Origin of the sequence: Rufibacter sp. LB8 (genome assembly GCF_014876185.1) — a bacterium.
Classification (GTDB): domain Bacteria; phylum Bacteroidota; class Bacteroidia; order Cytophagales; family Hymenobacteraceae; genus Nibribacter.
Genome location: NZ_JADALJ010000002.1, coordinates 70,960 through 96,172, shown reverse-complemented (window position 1 = coordinate 96,172; position 25,213 = coordinate 70,960). Strand labels below are relative to the sequence as shown.

The window sequence follows — 25,213 nt, the reverse complement described above, 5'->3', positions numbered from 1 at the left end:
TTGATTACTAGATTTGAATACATAGCCTTCAAATCTAGTAATCAGAAGAAAGAGGTTGTTTTATCGTACTTTCGGTTTAAAAACATTTCGCTGATGAATATTGATTTAATCAACCAAATTAAGCGGTTGGCCATCATCGCCCTTGCTTCTGACGATGAACTCATCGAGAACATTGTTCTGAAAGGTGGCAATGCCATTGATATTGTTTACCATGATAGCAGTTCAATCTCCAGAACTTCCTATGACCTGGACTTCTCCATAGATCATGGTGATTTTAAAGAGGAAGAGGGAATCATCAGCAAGCGGATAGAAAGCACCTTGGTGAAGACCTTCGCGGAAAATGGAATGGTTGTTTTTGATTATACTTTCCTCCCCAGGCCCAAAGTCGTGAAGGAAGCAGTGGCGGATTTTTGGGGAGGTTACCAAGTTACGTTCAAGGTGCTGGACCAGAAAACCTACGATACCCATCAGGGGAATTTAGAGCACCAGCGTCGAATCGCTGTTCCGTTAAGCGCAGGGCGCTCCACTACTTTTGAGTTGGAGTTCAGCAAGTTCGAGTATGTCGCAAAAAAGGCTCAGACGAAGGTGGACGGTTATACAATTTATGTCTACACACCGGAAATGATTGTTTTTGAGAAGTTACGGGCCATTTGCCAGCAATTACCGCAGTACTCTGAAATTATTAAATCGCGTACCGCCCGCGCCAGGGCACGTGACTTCTATGATATTCACCTGATTATGGAATCGCATGGCATTGATGCGACCACCGAGGAAAATAAAGAACTGATTGCGAATATTTTCGAGGCCAAGCGTGTGCCTCTTTCTTTTATACAGGAGATAGCCAATCACAAAGCCATCCATAAAGATAACTGGGAAAGCGTGAAAGATACGGTGGCCCGTTCGAAAGAGTTGGAGAGCTTCGATTTTTACTTTGACTACGTGGTCAGCACGTTCCAAGGGGTCACATTCCCTTAGGGAAATATAGCTGCCAGTCTTCCGAGAAATCCTTTTCCTCCATATCATAGGTGAGATAGAATCGGAACTCTTTCTTCCGGCTGCGCAGCTCGTCCAGTTTTCTGCCGGTATAGCCTGCCCGTTCCAGGTAGAACCCAACAGCTTGGTGATAAGGGTAGATAAAATCGAGGTTGTCTAACGTTGCCACCAGTTTATTCAGGGAAATACTGGCTAGGGCGTACTGGTAAGCTTCTAATACCGAATACACCCCGCCAGCATAGCTTGGTCGCACCGTAATATCAATCAGAGTTCGCTCCAGGCTGGTTACTGGTATGTTTTCTATCAAATGAACCCCGGTTCTGCCCGTGTACATGCCATTAAGAATAAGAAAGGAGTAATCACCATACATGGCTTCGGTGACTGCTTTCCGCTGTGGCTTGGAGAAAGCCGCATCAATGCCTTCTTGTTTCAGTTGGCGGTTACCGTCCGGTTTCTTGCTTTGCTCAAAGGTGACATAAATGGTTTTGGGTACTTGGGTGGTCAGGCTATTCAGAAACATGGCGCTGTAATGGGACAGGTAAGATTTGTTAATCAAAGACACCGCTATCTCCAGTTCATTGGCATCCTGGGTGATATACCGCTCCTTCTTGTTGATGTAGCCGTCAAACAGGATTTCAATCTTGGTGAGGATTCCCCTTTTCTGCAGCTGCTCAATAAACCTGAGGTCTGTGGTGGTAACCGGCAGGTTCCAAGCAGCTTTCCTTTCCTCGAAAATCCCACTAAGTTGCTGGCGGGAGAAGACGTTGCGGGGATTCTGTTTGAAGTAAGACTTAATACTGCTTTCAGCAATAACAAAGCGGGACTTACTTGGCATGGCCGTATTGTAGGTTTGTCAGACGGAAAGTATATATACTTTCCGTAAAGTTAATCCTTTAGAAGGATACATGCAATAGGTAACCATCTAATGTTGAAGGAAAGAACAGGCAATTAATAAAAACAAGCAGTATATAAAGTATATAAAGTATATATACTTTATATACTGCTTGTTAAACGTTCTGTTTGATATAAACAAGTAAAAAATATAAGATATATACCAAATTGGATGGGCAGTTGGAGAAACATAAAACAATGTATTATCAAATGCGTAAAGTATATATACTTTACGCAAAGTTATATTTGTTTTTGCCTAAAGTCAAGTTTTTAGCGTAAACCTTGTAAAGTGGGTTTATTATTTTGTCAATAATTAAAAGGGAATACCTTAAAATCAAAGTAATGCAAATAAAGTAATGGTTATCAATCCATTACTATCAAACATATGACCCTCAAAGAAAAAAGCCAACTGGTTGAAGTGATAGGTACTCATCTACAGGGAAAGTTCACAGCTGCCCAAATCAACAGCTTGCTTAAGCGATACAGAATATCCTTTGATAAGCAAACCATGGTCAGAAACAAAAAGCTCTATGCTACTGGGATAATTGGTCCACAATCAGATGACGTGATTATTAAAATTGCCAAATACCTAAAGCTGGATATACCAGAGGAATACAAAACCAAGCCAAAACAGCCTAAGGCGCCTACAAAAAGCCCAGTAAAGAGCGCTAGGCTGCAAAAGTCAGTGTTCCGTCAAATAACTGGCAAGAAGGTTTTCATAAGCCACACCAGTGCTGACAAAGACATAGTAGAGAAGGTGATTGACCTGTTGAAAGGGGCCTACACAGCGGAACGCCGGGGCGTTAAGTAGACTATGAGGTGGTCGGGTAGAAATGGACACGGAGAAAGCAGCTTTCCCCTGTCATGGAAGCAACAAAACCAGCCGGAAAACGGCAGCGAACTAAATATGATGCGGCCCTTCGGACCAAGGCAGTCCGCCTTACGCGTCATCCTATCCATCGTTGCTGGCCTGGTCTTGGTCGGTTGCCGGTCATCCATTGTAGTTCCTCAGTTTCCAGCCGCCGCCGGGTACCGCCCCCCGCTGTCAGCACAGCGCTTCGATACAGCGACGGCCATCGCCACCCACGATTATTCCACCACCCTGCCGAGGCGGGTAAGTATGGAAGTGCGGCCCCAGGTTATGAGCACGCGTAACCACGCACCTAGGGAGAAACGAGAGCCAGCAGGCAAACTAGGCAGCAGGTATGCAGAAGCTACGAACGAAGATACCGCTAGCAGTTCAACCCGACCGATGGCACTGCGCGAGTCACGTCAGTACTCCTCGCCCAAGCTATTAAGTGCCCAAACGCTGGTGCACTATGGCCTACATTTTGTTTTCCCAGTTGTGTTGGCGCTGGTGTTTTTTTCCTTGATGTGGCAAACCGCTTACCTGACTATGTTGGCCACGATGCTCATTGACTTGGACCACCTGCTGGCCAAACCCATCTTTGACCCGCTACGTTGCAGCGTGGGTTATCACCCGCTGCACTCCTTTTACGCCATACCGGTATATGCGCTGCTGCTCCTGCTGCCAGCGACGCAAACTATCGCCGTGGGCCTGCTTTTCCACATGTTCACGGATACGGTGGACTGCTTGTGGAGCTTCAGCCACTGCCGCGAGTGCTACCTCAACTCCCGTATTTACGCATTGCGCAACTGGGTGCGGAAGCTATCGGGCCGCGAGGTAGTCAAGTAAGTTAGGAAAGCAATACGTATTGAATTGCAGTTGGACTTCGACAGGCATCCTTTTTCGTGGCGATGAACAGACTTGGTTTTCCTGACCGATGACATTACCTAACTCTACACGCGCGCAGCGCACTTTTTAAAAGCGGTGCGCACCAGCTCTCCCTACCCGAGGCCATCAACCAACGGATTGACGAAGGTTACCAGGGGAAAAGGCCATCCGGAAAGATGCCGTCAAGTACCTGTCGCTTGTTTTAACTGGCAGCCATGAGGACATGGTGAAGCTGACCAGTGAGCCGGCACGCTTCAAAGACTGGCAGCAGGCCAACTTTGATTTCGTGGCCCAGGAGTACGGCAAAGCCAATATGGTGCGGTTTACGCTCTGTATGTACGAGAAAACGCCCCACATTCACGCAGTCGTGGTGCCCTTGACTGAAGACGGGCGCCTGTCAGCTAAAGACCATTAGTTAAAAAAAATAAATTATTCTTTTACCAGCTCTTCTACAATAGCTTGGTGATCTGCTTTCCATTGCTCGAACAAGGGGCCTGTGCTTGGTCCGTTAAAACCTGAATGTACTTTGCGTAGTTGGCCGTTTTTATCAATGTATAAGGTAGTTGGGAAGTATATGGGGCCATCGATGGTAGGAAAGGCTTTGCTGACATCTTTTTCATGCCCGGCAATGAGAAAGGTATAATCGGCATTCAGCCTGTTTTTAGACTTTTCTACCCTGGTTTTAGCGTATTGAAAATCATCTTTTTTCTCAAATGCCAGTGCTACAACTTCTATCCGTTCTTTGTTATCGTTATACCATTGCCCTAGATACTTGGTTTCGTCCATACAACTTGGGCACCAGGAACCGAAAATTTGCACAATAAGAGGTTTGCCCATAAACTTCTGATCGGATAAAGAAACTATATTGCCTTGTAGGTCTGGAAAGCTGAAGTTAATGGTTTGAGTAGATACATTTCTTTCTTTACTGGCCAGCCGGAAATTTTCATTCGGTTTTGCGGTAAAAGAATAGTTGCCCGTAAGACCATTTAAGTATTTTCCTATGAGCTCACCTGAATCGTTTAGCCGCCCGATAAAAAGTTTAGCCTCTTCACCATTAAAGGTGCTTAAATAAAAAGTACTATCACTTACATTGCCTTCCAAGTACCTGAAATCTCCTGAGGCCAATGCAAAACTCCCGGAAATATGGTTACCCTCCTGGCGGAAATTGCCTACCGCTGGCCTTGGCTCACTAGAGCCAAGGCTAAAATATGTTTCCCATTTCCCTGTAAAATTATGAGCAGGCTTGCCCTCAAGCTCAAACCTTTGCTGTCCGTTGATCGGTACAGCTTTAAAGGGAGCCCTGTAATTCTTTGCATAATGCTTTACCCACTCGCCCGTAAGGATAGTATCAGTATATTTTGCACGCAAGCTTGCATCAAACACGTTTATATCCATAATAATGGAATCTTCTTTTATTAATACATCTGTTTCCAGGCGTTCATCACTGTTAAGTATGTAGGCCTTTAAATTGGCTCCTTCTCCCTCAAACTCAACAAAGAAAGGGACTTCATTCCCCTGTAGTTGAATGGCCGCCCGGTACTTTCCTTGGGGGGGACTTTGTTTTGAGGTAGATGTAGAAGTGCTTTGGCAACTAGCCAGTAAAAGCATAAAAGATGCGTAGGTTAAAAGTTTTTGCCACATGAGCGAGTAAGTTATTTCTATAACAAATATATTAAATTATGGTAGTGGTTTAGAAAGTATGATGGGATAAAAGCTGACAGTGAGTTGTTTAAGATGATGGAATGTTCGAAGTCCTCATCAAAATAAACTGTCCCCACTGCCAGAGCAGTAAGGTAGTAAAAAACGGAAAGAAAAAGAACGGTGCCCAGAACCTGCTATGCCACAGCTGCAGAAAGCAGTTCCAGGCCACGTACCAGTACAAAGGCGCCGATCCGGCCACAAAGCAGCTAATGGTGCGGCTTTTGGAGCGCAACAACGGCATCCGCGACATAGAGGCGCTGCTGGGGGTGAGCCGCAAGTGCATACTGGACAACCTGTGCCGGCAAGGCAGCCGACTCAGCATCGCACCGGCGCGGCGCTGCTACGAGTCGGTGCAGATAGACGAGGTCTGGAGCTACGTGGGCAGGCGCAGGAAAGGGAAGTACTGGCTTTTGTATGCCTACTGCCCCGAGACGGATGAGGTTTTGGCTTACAGTTGCGGCCCCAGGAGCGCAGCAACTGTGAGGAAGCTGCTCAAGAAGCTGGAGAAAGCACACATTGGAGAATACTGCACCGACCATTGGAGAGCCTTCGCCCAGGTGATACCTACAGAGAAACACAAGGTGGGCAAGGCTTACACAAAAAATATAGAAGGGGTAAATACCTGCCTCAGGGCCAGGAACAGGAGGCTGGTCAGGAAAACGACCTGCTTCTCCAAGAAAAAGGAGAACCATGATGCGAGCTTAAACCTAATGTTCAACTACCGAAACAACCAAAAATCAAAGCATCATACATTGTAAACCACTACCAAAATTATAATTTATGTTAGTTTATCAACTAAAAACTTAGTTTGTTTTGCCTAGGATAAAATATTGCCCGTGCATTTGACGATTACCTCCCTGCGAAAGTACCAAAACCGGCACCCTCTCTAGCTGGCTGGAAAGGCATTTTCTCTCATAACCGTTACTATGTTCAATACTCATCATAAATTTTTGAATAAAATTTAGAATAGGGAAGGAAAAATCTTTATACTTAACATAATGTAATTTATAAGACAAATTTAAAACTATGGATATCAATAATTTATAAATTACATTATGTTAAACACGTATTAAAGTATAGGTAAGCCTGATTGTAGTTTCAGGTAAACTTGGATAACCAAATTTTTCAACTTAGCCGGCATTCTTTATCATGAAGAACACCTACCCTCAGCCTCATTCTTTCCTCTCTCTCCTTCTTTTATGGTTGAGTGAAAGAAGGAGTGGTTATTATATCCAAGTATATGGTGGGTCTCAATTATCCTTCTCAAAAACAAGAAATATATTTGATTTACGAGACAGCAATAAGAGACGATCTAAAGCAATCAGGGCAAATATCTTCTTAACTACTGCCTGTTTCAAGAACCGGCCGTTTCATGAGACGGTTTGCCTAGGCACTTACTGAGAAACTAGAAGCGTTTTGTAGGCCACACAAACAGCTTCCATTTATTTTGTGGGTAAGGATTACATGGTCAGCGTTGTGGTCAGCGCTACTGCTAATCATTTCGAAATAAGTACCATTATGCTATGTCTCCAAATAACTCTTTTTAATTTATCTGTTTTAGGTTGATAAAGCTCCTTAGCTCAAAATCAAACCCTCTTAAAAATAAATAGTATATTTAGGGCACATGAATAAAAAACTGGCATCAGTCTTTTTACTCTTATTTGCCTTCACCATAATGTTGGCCCATAATGTGGTGCCTCACCATCACCATGATGGTGCTCATCCAAAAGCCAACAGCGATAATACTGAACATGCCCATGAGCACGATCACCAAAAGGGGCATAATGAACATTCTCCAGTAGAGTCTGGCCAAGATGACCATCCGGTTCCAGATGCAAACCATCTTCTGAGCAACCACCAGCATAGTTTTGCTGACAATACTTCCCACTATTCCTCTGACCAATCCAACAGCTCTTTCAATAAAAAGCAGCTACAGGTTGCCTTGATTACAAGTTCCTATTATTCTCCCCCCCAGAAATGGCGACCGGAGAAAATGGCCTTTCCTCCTAGCGGCGTAGAGCCCGGCCTTCGGCATTACAGCGAACCAGGGGGCCTGCGAGGCCCCCCTGTAGCCTAAATTCCCTTATTCCCTTGTTGATGACTGGTCCTTCCGAGGCCCGGGCTTTGGTATTTCACGCCTTTTGGTTTGAGACACTGTCCCCTTTTCACTAAAACCAATCTTTAAACTTCAATTTCATATGAAAAAGCAAATCCTATCCATGGCCGTATTGGCACTGTTAAGTTTTGGATGCTCTCAGAACTCGACAAAAGAAACAGACCATGACGAGTCCGTGCCGCATGAGCACGCAGAGGAGGCTCATGATGAGTCTGTTCCCCATGAGCATGCCGAAGACAAGGAGGCACCATCACCCCAACAGGAGGAATTCAATGTGGCGACGGATTCTGCCAGCTCAAAGAAAACATCTAAGACCCACTCCCATGACGGTGAGGCTGAGCACGGTCACTAGTTGAGATTAATGCCTTATTAGGAAGGCAGAAGACATTCTCTGCTTCCCTGATAAGGCTATTTCACTAGACCTTCTACCCTTTACGGAATCTGTTTTCCACAAACAAAAATACTTCTTGAGACCTCGGCTAACCCTATTGAACTGCTATCGGGAAACCTGATTTTATGAAAGCTAACATCATAGCGTCTGCAGGTGAAAACTAAAAATTCTTTTTAAATGACCTTATCAAAACTATATACCTCCATTTTCACAGCCTGCCTAGCGCTTTCAATAGCCGGTTGCAGTGATCCTAAAGGGAATGAGGGGAAAGTCTCAGAGGAACAGGCCAACAGCGTTGATGATGCAGAGGCGCTGGAAGACTTGTCCTACACCCTTTACACTGGCCAGACAGAACTGTTTGTGGAGTTCACCCCCTTGATAGTGGGCCAAACATCCAAATTTGCGGCTCATCTCACTAAGTTGGGCCCAGCCTTCAAGCCCTTCACCGAGGGACAGTTGACTGTTAGCCTGGTGAAAGGGAATAAAGGAATCAGGCATACCGTAGATACCCCGCGCTCTCCAGGGATATTTGGCCCCAAACTGCAACCTACTACCGCAGGAGAAGGATATAGGCTCATCTTTGATGTGAAAGCCGGGGCCTTGACAGACCAATTCGTGATTGAGAATGTGACGGTTTACCCAGACTTGAAAACCGCCATCGCCCAGCAACCTAAACCAGAGGAGAAAGGGAATGAAATCAGTTATCTGAAAGAGCAGGCCTGGAAAGTAGAGTTCGCCAACCAAGAGGTTAAAAAAGGCCCCTTTTATGAGGTCATCAAAACCTCAGGTCAGGTTATGCCCGCACAAGGCGATGAGGTTGTCCTGACAGCCAAAGCTGATGGAATTGTGGAATTTGTAGGCTCAGGTCTGTTGGCCGGTAAGACTGTTACCAAAGGACAGCCCTTGTTCACCGTGAAAGGCGGCGGACTAGCAGACGACAACCTGAATGTAAAGCTGGCGCAACTGAGGGCAAACTACCAGAAAGCTCAGGTGGACTACAACAGAGCCTCTGAACTGGTGAAGGACCAGATAATTCCCCGAAAGGAGTATGAGTCCATCAAACTCCAGTATGAAACCGCCCGAAGGGAGTATCAGGCGCTGGCAGGGGCCTTCAAAGGAGGGGGCTTACGCATAGGTGCCCCTCAGAGCGGATTTATAAAAGAAGTAGCCATCACCTCAGGGCAGTTTGTGGAGGCGGGACAACCCATTGCCACCATTTCCCGGAACAGAGGCCTGGTTATCAGGGCAGACGTCCCGCAGCAGTACTTCTCCCAGTTGAGCTCTATCTCCTCGGCCAACTTCCGGGCCTCAACCGGCAAGGAGGTGTTCAGCCTGGAGGACCTAAATGGAAAGCTGGTCTCCTATGCTAAAAGCACCGCCCCTGATTCCTACTACACCCCTGTGTTTTTCCAGATAGACCCAAACAAGCAACTCCTGCCGGGGGCTTACTTAGAGGTGTACCTGAAGTCGAAATCCGCCGGAGAGGCCATTGTAGTACCGGAAAGTGCTTTACTGGAAGAGCAAGGCGTCTATTACGTGTATGTGCAGACGGCGGGTGAGTCTTTCGAGAAAAGGGAAGTAAAATTGGGGACCAGTGACGCTTCCCAGGTGCAGGTCCTGTCGGGCGTACGGGAAGGCGAGCGCGTTGTCACCAAAGGGGCCTATCAAATCAAACTGGCTACCTTGTCCGGTGCCATGCCGGCGCATGGCCATGAGCATTAACAGGAACTAGCACTATGTTAAATAAAATCATTCAATTCTCGCTCCATAACCGCCTGTTGGTGATGGTAGCGACCACGTTACTGCTCTTGTTTGGCTCCATCACAGCCGCTAGAATGGACGTGGACGTGTTTCCTGACCTGACCGCGCCCACGGTGGTGATTCTGACGGAGGCACACGGCATGGCCCCAGAAGAAACTGAGCGGCTGGTCACCTTCCCTATCGAAACTGCTGTGAATGGGGCAACGGACGTGAGGCGCGTGCGCTCCTCTTCCTCTGCCGGTATCTCCATTGTCTGGGTGGAGTTCAACTGGGGTACAGACATTTTCAAAGCACGGCAGATTGTCAGCGAGAAGATGATTAGTGTGGCTGAGAGACTGCCACAGGGTGTTGGTAACCCAACTTTGGCTCCTAACTCCTCCATTATGGGAGAGATAATGCTCATCAGCGTCACAGCAGACAAAACCAGCTTGATGGACCTGAGGTCTCTATCGGATTGGAACATAAGACCCCGCCTACTGGCGATCGGTGGCGTGTCCCAGGTGGTAGTCATCGGGGGAGAGTACAAGCAATACCAAGTCCTCGCCTCGCCTCAGCGCATGGAATTCTATGATGTCTCCCTTGCCGAATTACTGCATGCCACCCAGCAGGCCAATACCAATGCCGCCGGAGGGTTTATGAACCAGTATGGAAACGAGTACATCATAAGGGGCATGGGCCGAACGAATGACTTGGCCGAGCTGGGCAACTCCGTCATAAAGATGAGAGGCGATATGCCGGTTAAGATTTCTGACGTGGCTGATATGAAGATTGGGGCCGCCGTCAAAATTGGGGATGCCTCCATGAAAGGAAACCCGGCGGTGATACTCACCGTCATGAAGCAACCTAACACCAATACGCTTCAATTAACGGAACAGATTGACCAAGCCATTCTGGAATTGGACAAAAGCCTGCCAGAGGACATTCACCTGAACACCCAGGTTTTCCGGCAGTCTGACTTCATCAATGCGTCTATCAGTAATATCCAGAAGGTACTGATAGAGGGCTCCATTTTCGTGGTCATTGTTCTGTTCCTGTTCCTGATGAACTGGCGGGCTACGGCTATTTCACTGGTGGCCATTCCTATTTCCTTGGTGACAGCCATGCTAACCCTCAAGTGGCTTGGCTTCACCATCAATACCATGAGTCTGGGCGGAATGGCCATTGCTATTGGCGATTTGGTGGATGACGCCATCATAGACGTGGAAAATGTGTTCAGGCGATTGAAGGAGAACGCCCACAAGCCTGAGGCAGAGCGACAGAACAAACTGAGGATTGTCTATGACGCCTCTGTTGAGATAAGGTCGTCGGTCATCAACGCCACTTTTATCATTATAGTAGCGTTTCTTCCACTGTTTTTCCTTTCCGGCATGGAAGGAAGGCTATTGGCTCCGCTGGGAATCGCATTTATCGTGTCGCTCTTCGCCTCTTTGATTGTGGCCATCACCGTCACCCCGGTGCTTTGCAGTTTCCTGCTTACCAAGGACAGCATGCTTTTGCAACAGCACCATGAGAGTTGGCTGGTCAGAAAACTGAACCACGGCTATGAGAAGGCATTGGTGCGGGCCCTGCACTATAAGAAACTAATCCTAGGCGCCACCGCCGCTCTTTTTCTGGTGGCGATGCTTTTGTTCTTTGGGTTGGGGAGGTCCTTCCTGCCTGAGTTCAATGAGGGTTCATTGGTGGTGAGCGCGGTCAGCTTACCGGGCATCTCCCTAAAGGAATCCAACCAGATTGGCTCAAATATAGAAAGAGCGCTCTTGCGCGTACCTGAGATTAAGATGACCACGCGCCGTACAGGCCGGGCTGAGTTAGACGAGCATGCGCAGGGCGTGAACGCCTCTGAAATTGACGCGCCTTTTACCTTAGATGAAAGAAGCCGGGAAGAATTCATGACCGATGTGCGGGATAAGATAGCCATGGTGGGCGGAGCCAACATCACCATCGGGCAGCCCATTGGGCACCGCATTGACCATATGCTGTCCGGCACGCGCGCTAATATCGCCATCAAGATTTTCGGCCCTGACCTCAACCAGTTGTATGCTCTCTCCAAACAGGTTCAGACAAGCATCGCCGGCACAGAGGGCCTAGTGGATTTGAGCATTGAGCAACAGGTGGAAATTCCCCAGATTCAGATAAAGGCCAAAAGGGAGATGCTGGCCAGATACGGCATTCCCATAGGGGCTTTCACTGAGTTTGTGGACGTGGCCTTCGCCGGGGAGAAAGTGTCAGAGGTGTATGAGGGAAACCGCACATTCGATTTGGTGTTGCGCTACAATGATGAGAACAGAGGCAGGATAGAAAGCCTGCGAAACAGCCTGATTGACACTCACTCAGGCGAGAAAGTCCCTCTGCACGTGGTGGCGGATGTGGTTTCCGCCACTGGCCCCAACACTGTGAACCGTGAGAATGTTCAGCGGAAGACGGTGGTATCTGCCAACGTGTCTGGGCGGGACCAGAAAAGCGTGGTAGCTGAAATCCAACAGAAGATAGGCGAAACTGTCAAGCTCCCTGAGGGGTACCGGATTGAGTACAGCGGTCAGTTTGAGAGTGAGGCGGAAGCCTCCCAGACACTGCTATATGCGTCGCTTATCTCCCTACTGGTGATTTTCCTGTTGCTTTATGGGGAGTTCAAGGAGGTAAAGCTTTCCTCTATCATCCTACTGAACCTGCCCCTGGCCTTGATAGGCGGCGTATTCAGCATTTACCTGACGTCCGGGATTCTAAGCATCCCTGCCATTATCGGGTTTATAACCCTTTTTGGCATCGCTACCAGAAACGGAATCCTTCTGGTCTCGCACTACCAGACCCTGCAGAAGGAAGGCTATTCTTTGGAAGACACCATCATCATTGGTTCAAGGGACAGGCTCAGCCCCATCCTTATGACGGCTTTGACGGCGGGTCTGGCGCTGATTCCATTGGCTATGGCCGGAGACCTGCCGGGCAATGAGATACAGAGCCCAATGGCTAAAGTCATTTTGGGCGGACTGCTCACCTCTACCCTGCTCAATGTGTTTATCGTACCGATTGTCTATGCCATGACCCACCCTAAAAAAGAAAGAAATGCAGATACTGTTTAAGGTAATCATCACAGCGCTACTGATAACGGGCATCTCTGAGCTGGGGAGGCGATACAGCACCGCGGCTGCGGTTCTGGCGGCCCTGCCCATCACGTCCATCCTGGCCATGGTCTGGCTCTACGTGGACACCAAGGACACCGGCAAGATAAGCGACCTTTCCTACGGTATATTCTGGGCGGTCCTGCCTTCGCTCCTGTTCTTTATCGCCCTGCCTCTGCTACTGAAGGCGGGCTTGAAGTTCCCATTGGCCATGCTACTGTCCTGTGTTTTGATGGCGGGCTTTTACTATATCTATGTACTGTTTCTGAGGAAGCTGGGCATTCAAGCATTATAACCGAAGCTGAAAGAGAATGAAGAGGAAAATAAATCTATTGTGTCTGCTGGGGTGCCTGGCTTTCACCAACGTGATAGCCCAGCAGACTATGCCTGAGGTGTTGAAAGCGGTGGAGCAGAACAACAAAACGCTGGCTACCCAGCAGCAGTACCTGGAGACACAGAAAAAGCAATTCAGAACCGGGTTGAATCCGACCAACCCAGTGATTGACTATGATTACCTGAAAGGAAGCCCGGCCAACGCGGGGAACCAGACGGACATAACCTTGACGCAGGCGTTTGACTTCCCCACGGCGTACGGCAGGAAAAGGAAACTGGCGAATGAACAGACCCTTCAGGCTGAAACTGAGCTGACTGTTCAGCGGCAACAGATTCTCCTGGAGGCCCAACTCACTGCCTTGGATTTGATTTACCACAACAGGGCCCGACAAGAATTGAGCAGGCGGATTCAACGGGTAGAGAAACTGGCAAACAATTATCAGAAACAGTTGGACAAGGGAAACATCAGCATTCTGGATGTGAACAAGGCCAGGTTGCAACTTATCCAAATTCAACAGAGGGACCGACAGCTGGCCGGAGAGCAGTTGCGCCTTGCCCAGAAACTGACGGAATTGACCGGGGGGCAACCTATTGCGGTCGCAGATACAATTTACCCAGTTGCCCAAGTTCCTCCAAACTTTGAGGTTTTGGACAGCCTGATAGAGGCAAATGACCCGATTGTGAAACTGTATGAGCAACAAAAGAAGGTCAGTGAGCGTCAGGTCTCGGTGACCAAGGCATTAACCCTGCCCAAGTTGGAGACCGGTTACCACTACCAGTCCATTCTAGGGCAGACGTACAAAGGCTTGCATCTGGGGGTAAGCATCCCGCTCTGGGAAAACAGGAACATGGTGGCTGCCCAACAGGCAGTGGTCGGTTGGAGGGAAAGCCAACTTCAGGAGCACCGGTTGGAGCACCGGTCCCTCAATAGGCAGCAGTACTCCCAATATGAAAACTATCAGGCTAGCCTGGAGGCGTATAGGAGGGTGTTTACCTCCGCTAACAATACGCCGCTATTGGAAAAAGCGCTTCGGCTGGGGGAGATTTCAACGGCCACCTTCTTTCTAGAGCTTACTTACTTGTATGACAGTGTGGACGATTTCTTGATAACTGAAAGAGATTACCATTTAACTCTAGCCAGATTATACAAGTTTAGGTTGTAGAAACTAGGTTGCGGAGTTAGTATTAAATTAACCATTGACCAAAGAAATATGCTAATATGCTACATTCTTATTTAATGTTCAATACGTGTTGCTGACTTCCCTTATTTTTCAAGCTCTTTCATGCCACCCTAAAACCTTGTGCTAGCTCAGAAGACGGCCCTCTACCTTAACAGTCAAACAATTGATCACCATTGGGCTATGCTAGCCGTCACAACCCTCGCCCATGGGAACGGGTACTCTGCAGGCGAAGAAGCTTTTCCCTTGCCAAGTCAAGAGTTTCCAAGGAGCATCCGCTTATTAACAACTCCTGGGAGAATTTATCACTGAAGTACTGCCTCTTAAGCTCCTCATATTCCGTATCAAGCACCTTGGCCATCTTGACAAGGTCAACCTCCCTAGTCAGAATCTCACCAGCCTCCAACCTGCTCAACTGGCCGGCTGTTAGCCCCACCTCCTTTGCGAACCTTGCCTGGGTCAATTTCTGGCCTTTACGCAAGTGCCGTATTAGTTTACTGAATGAGTCTATTTTATTTAACCTTGTTGACTAAGGAAAAATCAAAAATAATGGATACTCTCAGATCTAAGATACTCTACTGATTAAAATTAGGAGTCCTTGGCCGTTCCCGAATTGGTAAAGCCAAGGACTCTTGATTTTAAAGGAAGACAATGAAGACCTAGAACCTAAAGGAGGCGGTCGTCACGAACTGGCGGGGTGGAATAGGGTTTACGCTGTAATTTTCATGCACCAGGTAATTCAACTCGTTGGTAATGTTAGAAAGCTTGCCTAAGATGGAGAACTTGTTGATTGAGTACCCTAATGACAGATCAAAGCTAGCAAATCCACCTACTGGGATAAGGCGGTTAAACTGTTGCACTTGGCCTACCTGGTTGTTCCAGCCAGCATTGCGCTCTCCAGTGTAGAATCCAGAGGCCCCTACTTTCAAGCCTTTTAGAGCAGACGTCTGCAGTGTATAGAAGATAGAGGCATTGGCTGTGTGCGATGGGTTACTCACCAAGCGCTCTCCTTCAATGTAGCTTCCCTTAGAACCTGGAGTGTCTGTGTAGCGCATGTGGTTGTAGCTGTAGCCGGCCAAGAAAGTTAAGCCTGGAGAAAGCGTTCCTGACAAGTCTACCTCTGCCCCGTCACTGGTTGTCTGACCAGTGAACTCCTTGATGGTGGCATCTGTGTTCACAGAACCGTCTGCTAAGAATTGAGCCTGTAGCGCCAGGTCATTGTTGATGATGCGATAGAATGTGACGTTGATAGACAGCATGTCTTTTACCAGGTCATTCTTCACGCCTACCTCATACTGATCTACAATAGAAGGCTTTAGGTTTTGTTGGTATATGTCCTTACCGGTATTTGGAACAAAGTTGTTAGAATAGCTGGCAAACAACGAGGTGGTAGTAGTGGGTTGGTATACCAATCCTACACGAGGTGAGAACGCCTTATCTACTTTGGTAATGGCAGTAGGGCTGTTTTTTACCTCATTATTGGCCAGGTCATACAGTTTGGCAACTTCTACTTTCTGGTAAGACCATCTAAGACCAGCCAACACTTTAAATTTCTCAGAAACACTAATCAAGTCTTGGAAGTAGGTACCAAAGCGGTAGGTGGGCGTTTCGGTGCGGATGGTAGCCTTAGCCAATGGCTCATCTGTTCTAGCCTGGAACTTGGCCGGATTCAAGAGGTTGATAGAGTCATACACATCACCTTTCCATAGAGAAGAGATTTTGAAAGTATGTGAAGTGTTTAGATAACGCTCCGCGTCAGCGCCCACCAATAGCGTGTGGCCAATGCCCAAGGTCTTGAACTCACCATTCAGGTTTACCTGACCGGTGTAGTAGTTCTCAGAAATATCAGAACGGGTTAGTTTGCGGCCCCAGTCACCGTCTGCATCAGCCTGGATGCGTTCTGTTGAGAAATAGTCTCTGTTGAACTGTTGCTGAGACCCAATGAAGTTTACTTTCCAGATGTCATTTAGCTGGTGCTCCACGCTGGCAGATGCTGTATTCTGGCGCACCTCATTGTAGGCCCAAGGGGTGTTGAAGAAAGCGGAACGGTCAATATTCGTCGGGATTTTTCCATCCAAGGACCCAATCCCAAAGTCTGGCGTGAAATCATGGCTTAGGTAATCACCTTGTACCAAAACGGTGGTTCTAGACCCTAGCTTGTACAACAGGGAGGGGTTCACATAGTATTTCTTTGACTCTACGCTGTTGCGGTAGCTTTCTGCGGCCTCAAAAGTACCTACCACCCTGAACGCCAGGTTCTGCGTGATTGGTCCGTACACGTCTGCTATGGGCTTGTAAAAATCATAGCTACCTGCACGCATGGCCACTTCACCGCCGTACTCAAATTTAGGCTGTTTGGTCACCATGTTGATGACCGCCCCACCAGATACGTTGCCAAACAACAAGGCGGCACTACCTTTTAATACTTCTACTCTTTCTAGGGTGCTTGCCTCTGGAAGAACGGCTGAATTGGAGCGTGCTCCATTCTTGAAAATGTTGTTGGCGCCCAGGTTGTACCCGCGGGCAAAGAAGGTTTCTGAGGTACTTCCGCGGGAAGTGCCCAAAGACACCCCGTTCACATTTTTAATAACGTCGCTCAGCTTAGAAGCCTGCTGATTGGCAATCACCTCACTGTTGACGATGGTCATGCTCTGGGGCATGTCCAGCGGCGAGATGGCAATCTTGCCTATGGCCAAGGGCTTTTTGTTGACGGTCCTGCCGGCAGTCACCACTACCTCAGAGATGCGAGCGGCGTCTTCTGTCAGCGTCAGGTCAACTTTGGTATTCTTCCCTGCTTCTATAGTAACCGCTAACTCCTGGCTTTGCAGTCCTACAAAGGAGCATCTCAAGGTATAGGTGCCCGGCTGTATGCCTTGGATGGAGAATGAACCGTTCTCAGCAGAAACAGCACCTTTATTCACTTCAGGAAGCGCTACATTCACATAAGCGGCTGGCTTGCCGTCACTTGATTTGATAACGCCACTTAATCTACCTGTTGTTTGCGCGTAGCCAGAAAGCGCTAATATTGAAAAGCTTAATAGAAGGAGGAAGTACTGTTTTCTCATGTCTCTTTATTTAGACCAATTCTAATTTGATGCAAATATAGAGACAGAAGCATTGCCCGCAAATATTATTAAGATTTAATCTAAATAGATAGCTATAAACATAGATATAGCCTAAATAAAGCCAAGGGAAGGATATTTTAATAAGAGTTATAAGGTAGATTTACTATCATTATCTATAAGCCTAGAAATAATCTGCATCACCTTCCATTTCAATAGGTATCATAATTGTCTGTTGCCATAACATGCTATGGGTCTTGTACAAGCTCATTGGTGATGATTGCGGGCAGTGGGCCCTACCTACTACTGCTGGATTTTATTAGGGCAACTGATTGCCGTGGCATAAAAGTCGTTGAGCTCCGTTTCGAAGTGGGCAACAATTTGAAGCTAAGAGTTTAGGAGGCTGATAGAATAGAAAATTGACCCTTAGTTCCTATTCTTTCCTAACTGACAGAATGCCGCGATAGGGCTTTTTTCAAAGCACGGTTGAATAAGTAATATAATCCGAAAACGGAAACAGCAATAAGAGCAATCAAAAGGAATTTGCCACTGGTTCCGGTATCTGAATTTTGAAGTAAGAGGAGGATATCCTGGGCTTGGTTGCCTAACCAGAAGAAAAATAACGTTCGGGGCAGCATCCCGGCAATACTGGCCAGTAAAAACTTGCGTTTATCGACTTTTATCATGGCCAGGATAAAAGTCATTAGGGCAAAAGGAAGGACCGGTGAAATTCGGGTTAGTATTATCAAGCCCCAGCTTTGGTGCTTAAGTTCTTCCATCACAATGGCAGCTTTTTCAAAATGGTTTACAAACTTCAAGAGCTTGCCCTGATCGATAGCCTTGGCTAGAAAGTACCCGATCAAGGAAACCGCGGCATATGATATTACCACCCCAGGGAACCCGGGCCATCCAAGATAGAAGCCCGAAAGTATGGCAACAAAGGTGGTAGGGGTCAAGGCAAAAGCCATGGTTAGGGAAACCGCCAGAAAATACAGTATTGTTTGAGGTATGGCTAAATTCAATAATAGGTCCTGGTATTGGTACAACAGAACAGCCAAGGATGAACTTACCGAAACCGGTACGATCACCAGCATAGCCATGGAAACTAAAGCCCCGATATTTTTCTGCAAAAGCTGTTTTAGCATGGGTCCAACCTCAATGGTTTAGTTTAGGCATAACCGGTCGTAGCTGCCTTTTAATACCATTGGAAATAAAAGTTAAAAGGGGTAGGCTGGGAAGTCTTTAGAAAATTCATCTTACTTAAAGGTCAGATTGACCTGTACATCGTGGTATTCGTACCGCTCGAAGAAGCCTAATTCATCATAGACTATCTGGACTAGAGGGAGATATGATTTTTTGTCTATATAAAGAATCGTATTCCTAGCATAAGCGTTGGAGAGAACCAACACCTGGCCAGCTTTCAGCCCGGTGTAACCGTCCAGCTTGTTTAGTTCTTTTATTTTAAATTCATTCAGGAAAAGTCTCTTAGCAATACTAAATACATCTTCCCCGGATTTTACTTTGTAATTATATAGTTTATAGGGAGTATAATCCACTACAACCTTGTAGCAAGACTTGCCGTCAAACAGGACATCCCCCTCATGTTTAAAGATTGACGGAAAGTCCTTCCCCGCTTTTTGGTAAGTATCTCTAATGATATCAGCGGTATAATTTGGATTTGCGGCAAATAGATTATGATGGCTGCCACTGCGCACCAGATTACCGTTGTAATCAAGGTTCAAACTGACATAAGGAAAGCGGGGTATACTAAAACCTTGTTGTTGTTCTCTCCCTGCCAGTATAGAGTCTCTACCCCTTTGCTGGGTTTGCAATATAGGCATACAGCCAAAAAGGCGATATGTTTATTTTAATATGCTGTTCCCCTCCCGGTTTCGGTTCTCCCGGCGTTCCCAATCCCGCATGACAAACTTGATTGTCCGCACTTGCCGGATGGCCGAGAACATATTATCGATAATCTCCTTACTGGAGATTTTACCCATCGGCTTCGTTTGGGGAAAGCTTGTTAAAAAGGTTGGTGAGAAGAGAAGTAAGAGAGGACAAAAAAAACGATAAATTTCCCCCTATGCCAAGGCTTGCCCATATTATCCGTTTAATGGTGGTTGTTTGCAATACGAAAATATAGTTAAAGCGGCTTAGCTACTGCTTCCAATAATGCAGCAAAAGAAAAATTCTATATCATAAAAACTTCTGCCTTATCAGGGGGCTTAACTTCCTTCCCTAAAAAGGTTATATTATACTGTTATTATGCCCCACTCACCCCAATTACAAGTCAATAGATGATCATCGAGGCTTCAATCTCTATCTATTTACCCCTTCACTTTCAGCATACTTGCATTAATGGCCACTACCACTGTGCTCACAGTCATTAAAACTGCACCTACAGCAGGAGTTAGCAGAATCCCCTGATTGTATAAGACGCCTGCTGCCAACGGAAGCGCCACTAGGTTGTAACCTGTTGCCCAAATCAGGTTTTGAATCATTTTTTTGTAAGTGGCTTTGCCAAATAAAATCAGGTTCACCACATCTTGTGGGTTGCTGTTTACTAATATTATACCAGCGGTTTCTGCCGCTATGTCGCTGCCGCTGCCTACCGCAATACCAATATCAGCAATCGCTAAAGCGGGGGCATCATTTACCCCATCACCAGTCATGGCAACAAATTCTCCTTTGCTTTGCAACTCCTTTACCTTATCTAATTTCTGATGCGGTAATACTTCGGCAAAATAACTCTCCATGCCTAAAGCATCACTTACACTTTTTGCTACTTTAGCGTTATCGCCAGTAAGCAATATTGATTTGATGCCGTTTTCTTTTAAGGTTTTGATCGCATCTGCCGATTCAGGACGAATTTCATCTGATAAAGCTATGTAACCTGCCAGGGCCTTATTGATAATCACAAACACAACCGTTTCCGTATCATTGGCCGTGAAGCCTTCTGGAATGGCAATATTATTCTCCTTCAAATAGCCCGGGCTAACAACCAATATTGTTTTGCCTTCTACTGTGGCTTCAACGCCCTTGCCTGTGATGGCATTAAAGTTTTCTGTTGCCGGAATTGGGATAGACAAGTCTTTTACTTTTTGTAGGATACCAGTGGCAATGGGATGCTCAGATTGTTGCTCCAAGGCTGAAGCCAAACGAATAACCTCGTTTTCAGGTAAATCTTTTTGCAGCGAAACGATTTTGGATACAAGGAATTTCCCGATGGTAAGCGTACCCGTTTTATCAAATACGATGGTCGTGATTTTCCTTGCATTTTCAAATGCTGTTCTGTTCTTGATAAGCAGGCCGTTCTTTGCTGAGATGGCAGTTGATTTTGCTACCACCAATGGCACAGCCAGCCCTAATGCATGCGGGCAGCAGATTACAATTACCGTAACCATTCTTTCCATTGCAAAAGCTAAAGATTGCCCCGTCAAATACCAGAACAGAAATGTGCCAATGCCTGCCACTATGGCAATGGCCGTTAACCATTTAGCGGCCGTATCTGCCAGCAACTGGGTCTTGGATTTTGACTTTTGGGCATCGCTAACCAGCTTAACCACCTGCGATAGATAGGAGTCTTGTGTGGCATGGGATACGGTAACTTTAATAGAGCCGTTCCCATTGATAGCCCCGGCAATGACTTTGTCACCTTTTGTTTTTTGTACGGGCTTCGATTCGCCTGTAAGCATACTTTCGTTCAGGTAGCTTTCACCATCTACTATTATTCCATCGGCAGCCACTTTTTCGCCGGGCTTGACAAGTACTACATCAGCCGCTTTAAGCGTTGCTGTTTTCACGTCGGTAATCGTTTCACCCTGAACCAGATGAGCGTCATCGGGCATTAACTGGACAAGCAGTTCCAGCTCTCTTGAGGCGCCAGCCACTGATTTCATTTCTATCCAATGCCCTAATAGCATGATGAGAATAAGGGTTGCGAGTTCCCAAAAGAAATCCATGCCCTGTAACCCAAATACAGTTGCCACGCTGTAGATATAAGCAACCGAGATGGCAAATCCAATCAGGAACATCATACCCGGGTTCTTCACCCTTGCTTCATCTACCAGGCCTTTTAAGAACGGCCAGCCGCCGTAGAAGAAAACCACAGAGGACATAGCAAGTAATACATATTTTGAACCTGGGAAATCTATAGAGAGATTTAGCCATTGCTGTATCATTTCTGATAACAGCATTATTGGGATGGTGAGCGCCAGTACTACATAAAACCGTTTCTTGAAATCAGCTATTATTCCGGTGTGCATTCCCTTCCCATGTGAATCAGACGCAACCGGCTCTAAGGTCATTCCGCATAGAGGGCATTTGCCCGGCGCATCCTGCATGATATGCGGATGCATAGGGCAGGTATATTTCTGTGCACTAAGTGCGGGTTTGTCCAACTCAACATTCACCATTTTGTCATGCTCGTTGGTACCGGCAGACGTGCTAATTCCTGCTGCGGTGAGGGGTGATTTGCTTTCCTCATGTTGGCCGTGCGAAGGGGATGCCTTTGCCTCGTCCTTTGCAGGTACCATGTTCATTCCGCATTTTGGGCACCTGCCTGGTGTATCCTGAACAATTTCAGGATGCATAGGGCAGGTGTATTTTTGTTGAGGCTGAAGTTCCATTATTAATTATTGAAGTAATTTATGTTTGAAGCTTATATAAACTAGATTTTTTAATCTTTTAACTCTGCAATTATTACCCTGCCATTCTTCTTTAATTCGTTTTCCCGAACCAGTGCGTACATGGCGGGTAGGACAATCAAAACAAAAAAGGAGGAGGTGACCAAGCCAAATATAAAAGGGATGGCAATGGGCTTCATGACATCGCTTCCGGTTCCAGTTGCCAGCAAGAGTGGCAATAAACCAAAGATATCTACCATTACGGTCATCAGCTTGGGGCGTAGCCGGAGGGCGGCCCCTTCGTAAACAGCCTCCTCAATGTCCTGGTTATTCAAAGGCTCGCCGGATTCCTTTTTTCTGGCGACCTTGTTGAATAGAGAGTTGTTAAGGTACACCAGCATCAGCACCCCCGTTTCTACCGCTATACCAAACAAAGCAATAAAACCCACCGCCACCGCTACCGAAAAATTGACATCGAAAAAGAAAAGAGAATAAGCACCACCCACCAGGGCAACGGGGATGCTGGAGAGGACAATCAATACCTCGCGGTAAGTATGGAAGGTAAAATATAAGATGACTGTAATAATGACCAGAACAATGGGTATCAGAATTTTTAGCCGCTTCTCGGCCCTCACCTGGTTTTCGTACTGGCCGCTCCATTGTATGTAATACCCTTTCGGTAACGTTTGCACAAGGCTTTCCAGTTTCTCTTTAGCGTCATTGACCGTGCTTCCTATGTCCCTATCCCTTACATTAAAGAGCAAGGTGCCCCGAAGCATGGCATTTTCCGAGTTAATCATGGGAGGGCCTTCAGTTATGTACACTTCAGCGACGGCAGACAAGGGAATGGAACCTGCCGGACTGGAAACCAATAATGACTTTAAATGCGATAGATTATTACGGAAATCCTGGGCAAAACGGGCATTTACCGAAAAGCGTTGCCGGCCTTCCACCGTTGTGGTAATATTCATGCCCCCGATGGAGGATTCAACCACCAGATTAACATCATCCACACTTAGACCGTAACGACCAATTTCCTCCCTTTTGATTTTTATCTCCACATACTTCCCGCCCACCATGGGTTCCACATTCAAATCTTTAATACCCTCAATACCCGCTAACGCTACTTTGAATTGCTGGGCCAGTACATTGATCGAATCGAGGCTTTGCCCATAGATCTTAACGCCAACATCCGTACGGATACCGGTTGAAAGCATGTTGATGCGGTTGATAATGGGCTGGGTCCAACCATTAATTACGCCGGGAATCTGGAGCTTTTCATTTAATTCCTCGATGATTTTATTCTTTGTCATGCCCTCCCGCCACTCAGATTGCGGTTTTAACAGAATAATGGTTTCTACCATGCTGAGCGGGGAATTGTCGGTGGCCGTACTGGCTCGCCCGGCTTTCCCCAATACATTGAGCACCTCAGGTACTGTTTTAATCAGTTTATCCTGTATCTGCAAAATGCGTTTTATCTCAGAATTGGAAATATCCGGCAAGGTTACCGGCATAAATAAGAGGGAGCCCTCGTCCAAGGGAGGCATAAACTCCGAACCTAACCGCATCACAAAGGGGATGCTTGCGGCTACAAGCACAAAAGCTAGGGCTATGGTTACTTTCTTCCAGCGGAGACACCAACGGATGATGGGATTGTAAAGCCAAAGAAAAAACCGAGACACCGGATGCGTTTTCTCGGAGCGTATTTTGCCTTTCAGTAAAAAAACCATCAGTACAGGCACTAGGAAAATAGCCACCAAAGCCGACCCCATCATGGCAAAGGACTTGGTAAGGACCAAAGGCGTAAACATTTTTTTTTCCTGACCCTCCAGAAAGAGTATCGGGGCAAACGAAACTAAGGTGATCAATATGGAGTTGAACACCGCCTTCCCTACCAAAACAGAAGACTTTTCAATCCGCTTTACTCTTTCCGCTTCTTCAATCATGGTGAATGCTTATTCTGTATCTTCCGCAATAGACTTTAAGGCATTTTCGACCATCACAATTCCGGCATCTACCAAGTCGCCTACTGCCAGGGCCACCCCGGCAAGCGACATAATATTGGAGCTCACATTAAACCAACTCATCATAATAAAGGAGATCAACACACTCATGATAATGGTTATTACTACTATCAAGGCGCTTCTTACATGCAGCAGGAATATGAACAGCACGATGGCCACCACAACAACCTCCTCAATTACCGCCTCTTTTAAAGTTGCTATAGTGGCTTCAATCAAATCTGAGCGGTCATATGCCACATGGAATTTTACCCCAGGAGGCAAGCCGCCTTCGATGCTTTTTAATTTTTCCTTGACCTGGTCAATTACCTCTTTGGCATTCTCTCCGTAGCGCATCACCACTATCCCCCCTACTTTTTCCCCTTCACCGTTTTCTTCCACTATTCCCAGGCGCAGTTCCCCGCCCATCTGCACCGTGGCAATATCTTTTACCCGCACTGGAATAGTGCCTTGGGTCTTCAATGAGATTTCTTCAATGTCTTTTATCTGGGCAATGTAGCCAACCCCTTTAATGATGTATCCCATGCCGGCCAGCTCAAATTTCCTACCGCCCACATCATTATTATTGGCTCTCACCTTCTGGATAACCTCATCTGCAGAAATATTAAAATAGCTAAGCTTAAGTGGGTTAATGATAATCTGATACTGTTTTTGAAAGCCCCCAAAAGAGGCCACCTCACTGACACCCGGCACTGTTTGCAATGCAAATTTGATGTACCAGTCTTGCAGGGCCCGCAGTTCTCCTAAATCATAAGACGGAGCGTCTAAGGTATACCAGAAAATATGTCCTAAACCGGTGCCGTCGGGGCCCAGGGTAGGGACGACGCCTTCGGGGATGAGCCGCTGCGCATAATTAAGCCGTTCCAATACTCGTGTCCGGGCCCAGTAGATGTCAACGTCGTCTTCAAATACTACAAAGACAAAGCTCATCCCGAACATTGAATTAGCCCGGATATTTTTAATTTTAGGGATGCCCTGAAGGTTACTTACCAAGGGGTAAGTAACTTGGTCTTCCATAATCTGGGGGCTCCTCCCCATCCACTCGGTAAAAATGATCACCTGATTTTCCGATAGGTCAGGTATGGCATCTACTTTGGTATTATTTACAGAATGAAAACCGTAGGCGGCTACGGCCACCGCTATTACCAATACCACCAACCGGTTATTTAGAGCCCATTTAATCAAATGTCCAATCATAATTTTCCATTTAAAAGGGATGGCTCGCGTAAATAGGGTTGCTTTCTTTTGATTAAAACTACCCTATCGTTTTTTCGGATGAGTCGGGGAAGC

General features: G+C 46.7%; 18 protein-coding genes and 1 pseudogene. 11 read left to right on the top strand and 8 right to left on the bottom strand.

The annotated features are described in order from the left end of the window. Positions 1 to 93 precede the first annotated feature (93 nt). The gene (locus tag IMY23_RS19645; RefSeq protein WP_192823916.1) at positions 94 to 975 is read left to right on the top strand and encodes a nucleotidyl transferase AbiEii/AbiGii toxin family protein; all 882 of its coding nucleotides are present in this window, start codon (positions 94 to 96) and stop codon (positions 973 to 975) included. Here the strand turns inward: IMY23_RS19645 and IMY23_RS19640 are convergent. Continuing rightward, the gene (locus IMY23_RS19640; RefSeq protein ID WP_192823915.1) at positions 962 to 1,828 is read right to left on the bottom strand and encodes a hypothetical protein; all 867 of its coding nucleotides are present in this window, start codon (positions 1,826 to 1,828) and stop codon (positions 962 to 964) included. The genes IMY23_RS19645 and IMY23_RS19640 overlap by 14 nt on opposite strands. A 441-nt stretch (positions 1,829 to 2,269) precedes the next feature. On the opposite strand from IMY23_RS19640, the gene IMY23_RS19635 reads away from it, so the two are divergent. From IMY23_RS19635 to IMY23_RS19625, 3 genes are all read left to right on the top strand, one after another. Beyond that, on the top strand, positions 2,270 to 2,695 hold the full coding sequence (locus IMY23_RS19635; protein ID WP_192823914.1) for a hypothetical protein: 426 nt from the start codon (positions 2,270 to 2,272) through the stop codon (positions 2,693 to 2,695). Between the two features lie 441 nt (positions 2,696 to 3,136). Beyond that, positions 3,137 to 3,580 (top strand): DUF6122 family protein, encoded by a 444-nt coding sequence (locus IMY23_RS19630; RefSeq protein WP_192823913.1) that lies wholly within the window; start codon positions 3,137 to 3,139, stop codon positions 3,578 to 3,580. Between the two features lie 205 nt (positions 3,581 to 3,785). Next, positions 3,786 to 4,034: a plasmid recombination protein gene (locus IMY23_RS19625; RefSeq protein WP_192823947.1), complete on the top strand. Its 249-nt coding sequence runs from the start codon at positions 3,786 to 3,788 to the stop codon at positions 4,032 to 4,034. 14 nt (positions 4,035 to 4,048) lie between these two features. Here IMY23_RS19625 and IMY23_RS19620 read toward each other — a convergent pair whose 3' ends face one another. Next, positions 4,049 to 5,260, bottom strand: a complete 1,212-nt coding sequence (locus IMY23_RS19620) for a peroxiredoxin (protein WP_192823912.1) — start codon at positions 5,258 to 5,260, stop codon at positions 4,049 to 4,051. A 101-nt stretch (positions 5,261 to 5,361) separates the two neighbouring features. On the opposite strand from IMY23_RS19620, the gene IMY23_RS19615 reads away from it, so the two are divergent. From IMY23_RS19615 to IMY23_RS19585, 7 genes are all read left to right on the top strand, one after another. Continuing rightward, entirely contained in the window at positions 5,362 to 6,078 is a 717-nt protein-coding gene (locus IMY23_RS19615) for an IS1 family transposase (protein ID WP_192820093.1), read from the top strand. Between the two features lie 866 nt (positions 6,079 to 6,944). Continuing rightward, positions 6,945 to 7,397, top strand: a complete 453-nt coding sequence (locus IMY23_RS19610; RefSeq protein ID WP_192823911.1) for a hypothetical protein — start codon at positions 6,945 to 6,947, stop codon at positions 7,395 to 7,397. A 121-nt stretch (positions 7,398 to 7,518) separates the two neighbouring features. Then, the gene (locus tag IMY23_RS19605; RefSeq protein WP_192823910.1) at positions 7,519 to 7,788 is read left to right on the top strand and encodes a hypothetical protein; all 270 of its coding nucleotides are present in this window, start codon (positions 7,519 to 7,521) and stop codon (positions 7,786 to 7,788) included. A gap of 216 nt (positions 7,789 to 8,004) precedes the next feature. After that, a complete protein-coding gene (locus IMY23_RS19600; protein ID WP_192823909.1) occupies positions 8,005 to 9,549 on the top strand; it encodes an efflux RND transporter periplasmic adaptor subunit in 1,545 nt (514 codons plus the stop codon). A gap of 14 nt (positions 9,550 to 9,563) precedes the next feature. Then, the gene (locus IMY23_RS19595; protein ID WP_192823908.1) at positions 9,564 to 12,665 is read left to right on the top strand and encodes an efflux RND transporter permease subunit; all 3,102 of its coding nucleotides are present in this window, start codon (positions 9,564 to 9,566) and stop codon (positions 12,663 to 12,665) included. Further along, a complete protein-coding gene (locus tag IMY23_RS19590; RefSeq protein WP_192823907.1) occupies positions 12,649 to 12,999 on the top strand; it encodes a DUF3147 family protein in 351 nt (116 codons plus the stop codon). Before IMY23_RS19595 ends, IMY23_RS19590 begins: the two co-directional genes overlap by 17 nt. Before the next feature lie 16 nt (positions 13,000 to 13,015). Beyond that, positions 13,016 to 14,200 carry a TolC family protein gene (locus IMY23_RS19585; protein ID WP_192823906.1) on the top strand — a complete coding sequence of 395 codons (1,185 nt, stop codon included), beginning with the start codon at positions 13,016 to 13,018 and terminating at the stop codon, positions 14,198 to 14,200. A 208-nt stretch (positions 14,201 to 14,408) separates the two neighbouring features. Here the strand turns inward: IMY23_RS19585 and IMY23_RS19580 are convergent, their stop codons facing one another. The 6 genes and pseudogenes from IMY23_RS19580 to IMY23_RS20085 form a co-directional block, all read right to left on the bottom strand. Beyond that, positions 14,409 to 14,705 (bottom strand): helix-turn-helix domain-containing protein, encoded by a 297-nt coding sequence (locus IMY23_RS19580; RefSeq protein WP_370589924.1) that lies wholly within the window; start codon positions 14,703 to 14,705, stop codon positions 14,409 to 14,411. 169 nt (positions 14,706 to 14,874) lie between these two features. Then, on the bottom strand, positions 14,875 to 17,280 hold the full coding sequence (locus IMY23_RS19575) for a TonB-dependent receptor (RefSeq protein WP_192823904.1): 2,406 nt from the start codon (positions 17,278 to 17,280) through the stop codon (positions 14,875 to 14,877). 440 nt (positions 17,281 to 17,720) lie between these two features. After that, positions 17,721 to 18,422 (bottom strand): TVP38/TMEM64 family protein, encoded by a 702-nt coding sequence (locus tag IMY23_RS19570; protein ID WP_225986689.1) that lies wholly within the window; start codon positions 18,420 to 18,422, stop codon positions 17,721 to 17,723. A 111-nt stretch (positions 18,423 to 18,533) separates the two neighbouring features. Then, positions 18,534 to 19,118, bottom strand: a complete 585-nt coding sequence (locus IMY23_RS19565) for a LysM peptidoglycan-binding domain-containing protein (protein ID WP_192823903.1) — start codon at positions 19,116 to 19,118, stop codon at positions 18,534 to 18,536. Positions 19,119 to 19,604: 486 nt separating this feature from the next. Then, complete coding sequence (locus tag IMY23_RS19560; protein ID WP_225986848.1) at positions 19,605 to 21,905, bottom strand: copper-translocating P-type ATPase; 2,301 nt, start codon at positions 21,903 to 21,905, stop codon at positions 19,605 to 19,607. A gap of 50 nt (positions 21,906 to 21,955) precedes the next feature. Further along, positions 21,956 to 25,120: pseudogene (locus IMY23_RS20085) on the bottom strand (efflux RND transporter permease subunit). Positions 25,121 to 25,213 lie beyond the last annotated feature (93 nt).

What these genes read in the sequence shown, in the direction of transcription:
- IMY23_RS19635 (WP_192823914.1), top strand. Translation starts at nt 2,270, where the DNA reads ATGACCCTCAAAGAAAAAAGCCAACTGGTTGAAGTGATAGGTACTCAT.
- IMY23_RS19560 (WP_225986848.1), bottom strand. Translation starts at nt 21,905, where the DNA reads ATGGAACTTCAGCCTCAACAAAAATACACCTGCCCTATGCATCCTGAA.
- IMY23_RS19585 (WP_192823906.1), top strand. Translation starts at nt 13,016, where the DNA reads ATGAAGAGGAAAATAAATCTATTGTGTCTGCTGGGGTGCCTGGCTTTC.
- IMY23_RS19610 (WP_192823911.1), top strand. Translation starts at nt 6,945, where the DNA reads ATGAATAAAAAACTGGCATCAGTCTTTTTACTCTTATTTGCCTTCACC.
- IMY23_RS19595 (WP_192823908.1), top strand. Translation starts at nt 9,564, where the DNA reads ATGTTAAATAAAATCATTCAATTCTCGCTCCATAACCGCCTGTTGGTG.
- IMY23_RS19620 (WP_192823912.1), bottom strand. Translation starts at nt 5,260, where the DNA reads ATGTGGCAAAAACTTTTAACCTACGCATCTTTTATGCTTTTACTGGCT.
- IMY23_RS19645 (WP_192823916.1), top strand. Translation starts at nt 94, where the DNA reads ATGAATATTGATTTAATCAACCAAATTAAGCGGTTGGCCATCATCGCC.
- IMY23_RS19575 (WP_192823904.1), bottom strand. Translation starts at nt 17,280, where the DNA reads ATGAGAAAACAGTACTTCCTCCTTCTATTAAGCTTTTCAATATTAGCG.
- IMY23_RS19605 (WP_192823910.1), top strand. Translation starts at nt 7,519, where the DNA reads ATGAAAAAGCAAATCCTATCCATGGCCGTATTGGCACTGTTAAGTTTT.
- IMY23_RS19630 (WP_192823913.1), top strand. Translation starts at nt 3,137, where the DNA reads ATGGCACTGCGCGAGTCACGTCAGTACTCCTCGCCCAAGCTATTAAGT.
- IMY23_RS19640 (WP_192823915.1), bottom strand. Translation starts at nt 1,828, where the DNA reads ATGCCAAGTAAGTCCCGCTTTGTTATTGCTGAAAGCAGTATTAAGTCT.
- IMY23_RS19590 (WP_192823907.1), top strand. Translation starts at nt 12,649, where the DNA reads ATGCAGATACTGTTTAAGGTAATCATCACAGCGCTACTGATAACGGGC.
- IMY23_RS19570 (WP_225986689.1), bottom strand. Translation starts at nt 18,422, where the DNA reads ATGCTAAAACAGCTTTTGCAGAAAAATATCGGGGCTTTAGTTTCCATG.
- IMY23_RS19615 (WP_192820093.1), top strand. Translation starts at nt 5,362, where the DNA reads ATGTTCGAAGTCCTCATCAAAATAAACTGTCCCCACTGCCAGAGCAGT.
- IMY23_RS19600 (WP_192823909.1), top strand. Translation starts at nt 8,005, where the DNA reads ATGACCTTATCAAAACTATATACCTCCATTTTCACAGCCTGCCTAGCG.
- IMY23_RS19565 (WP_192823903.1), bottom strand. Translation starts at nt 19,118, where the DNA reads ATGCCTATATTGCAAACCCAGCAAAGGGGTAGAGACTCTATACTGGCA.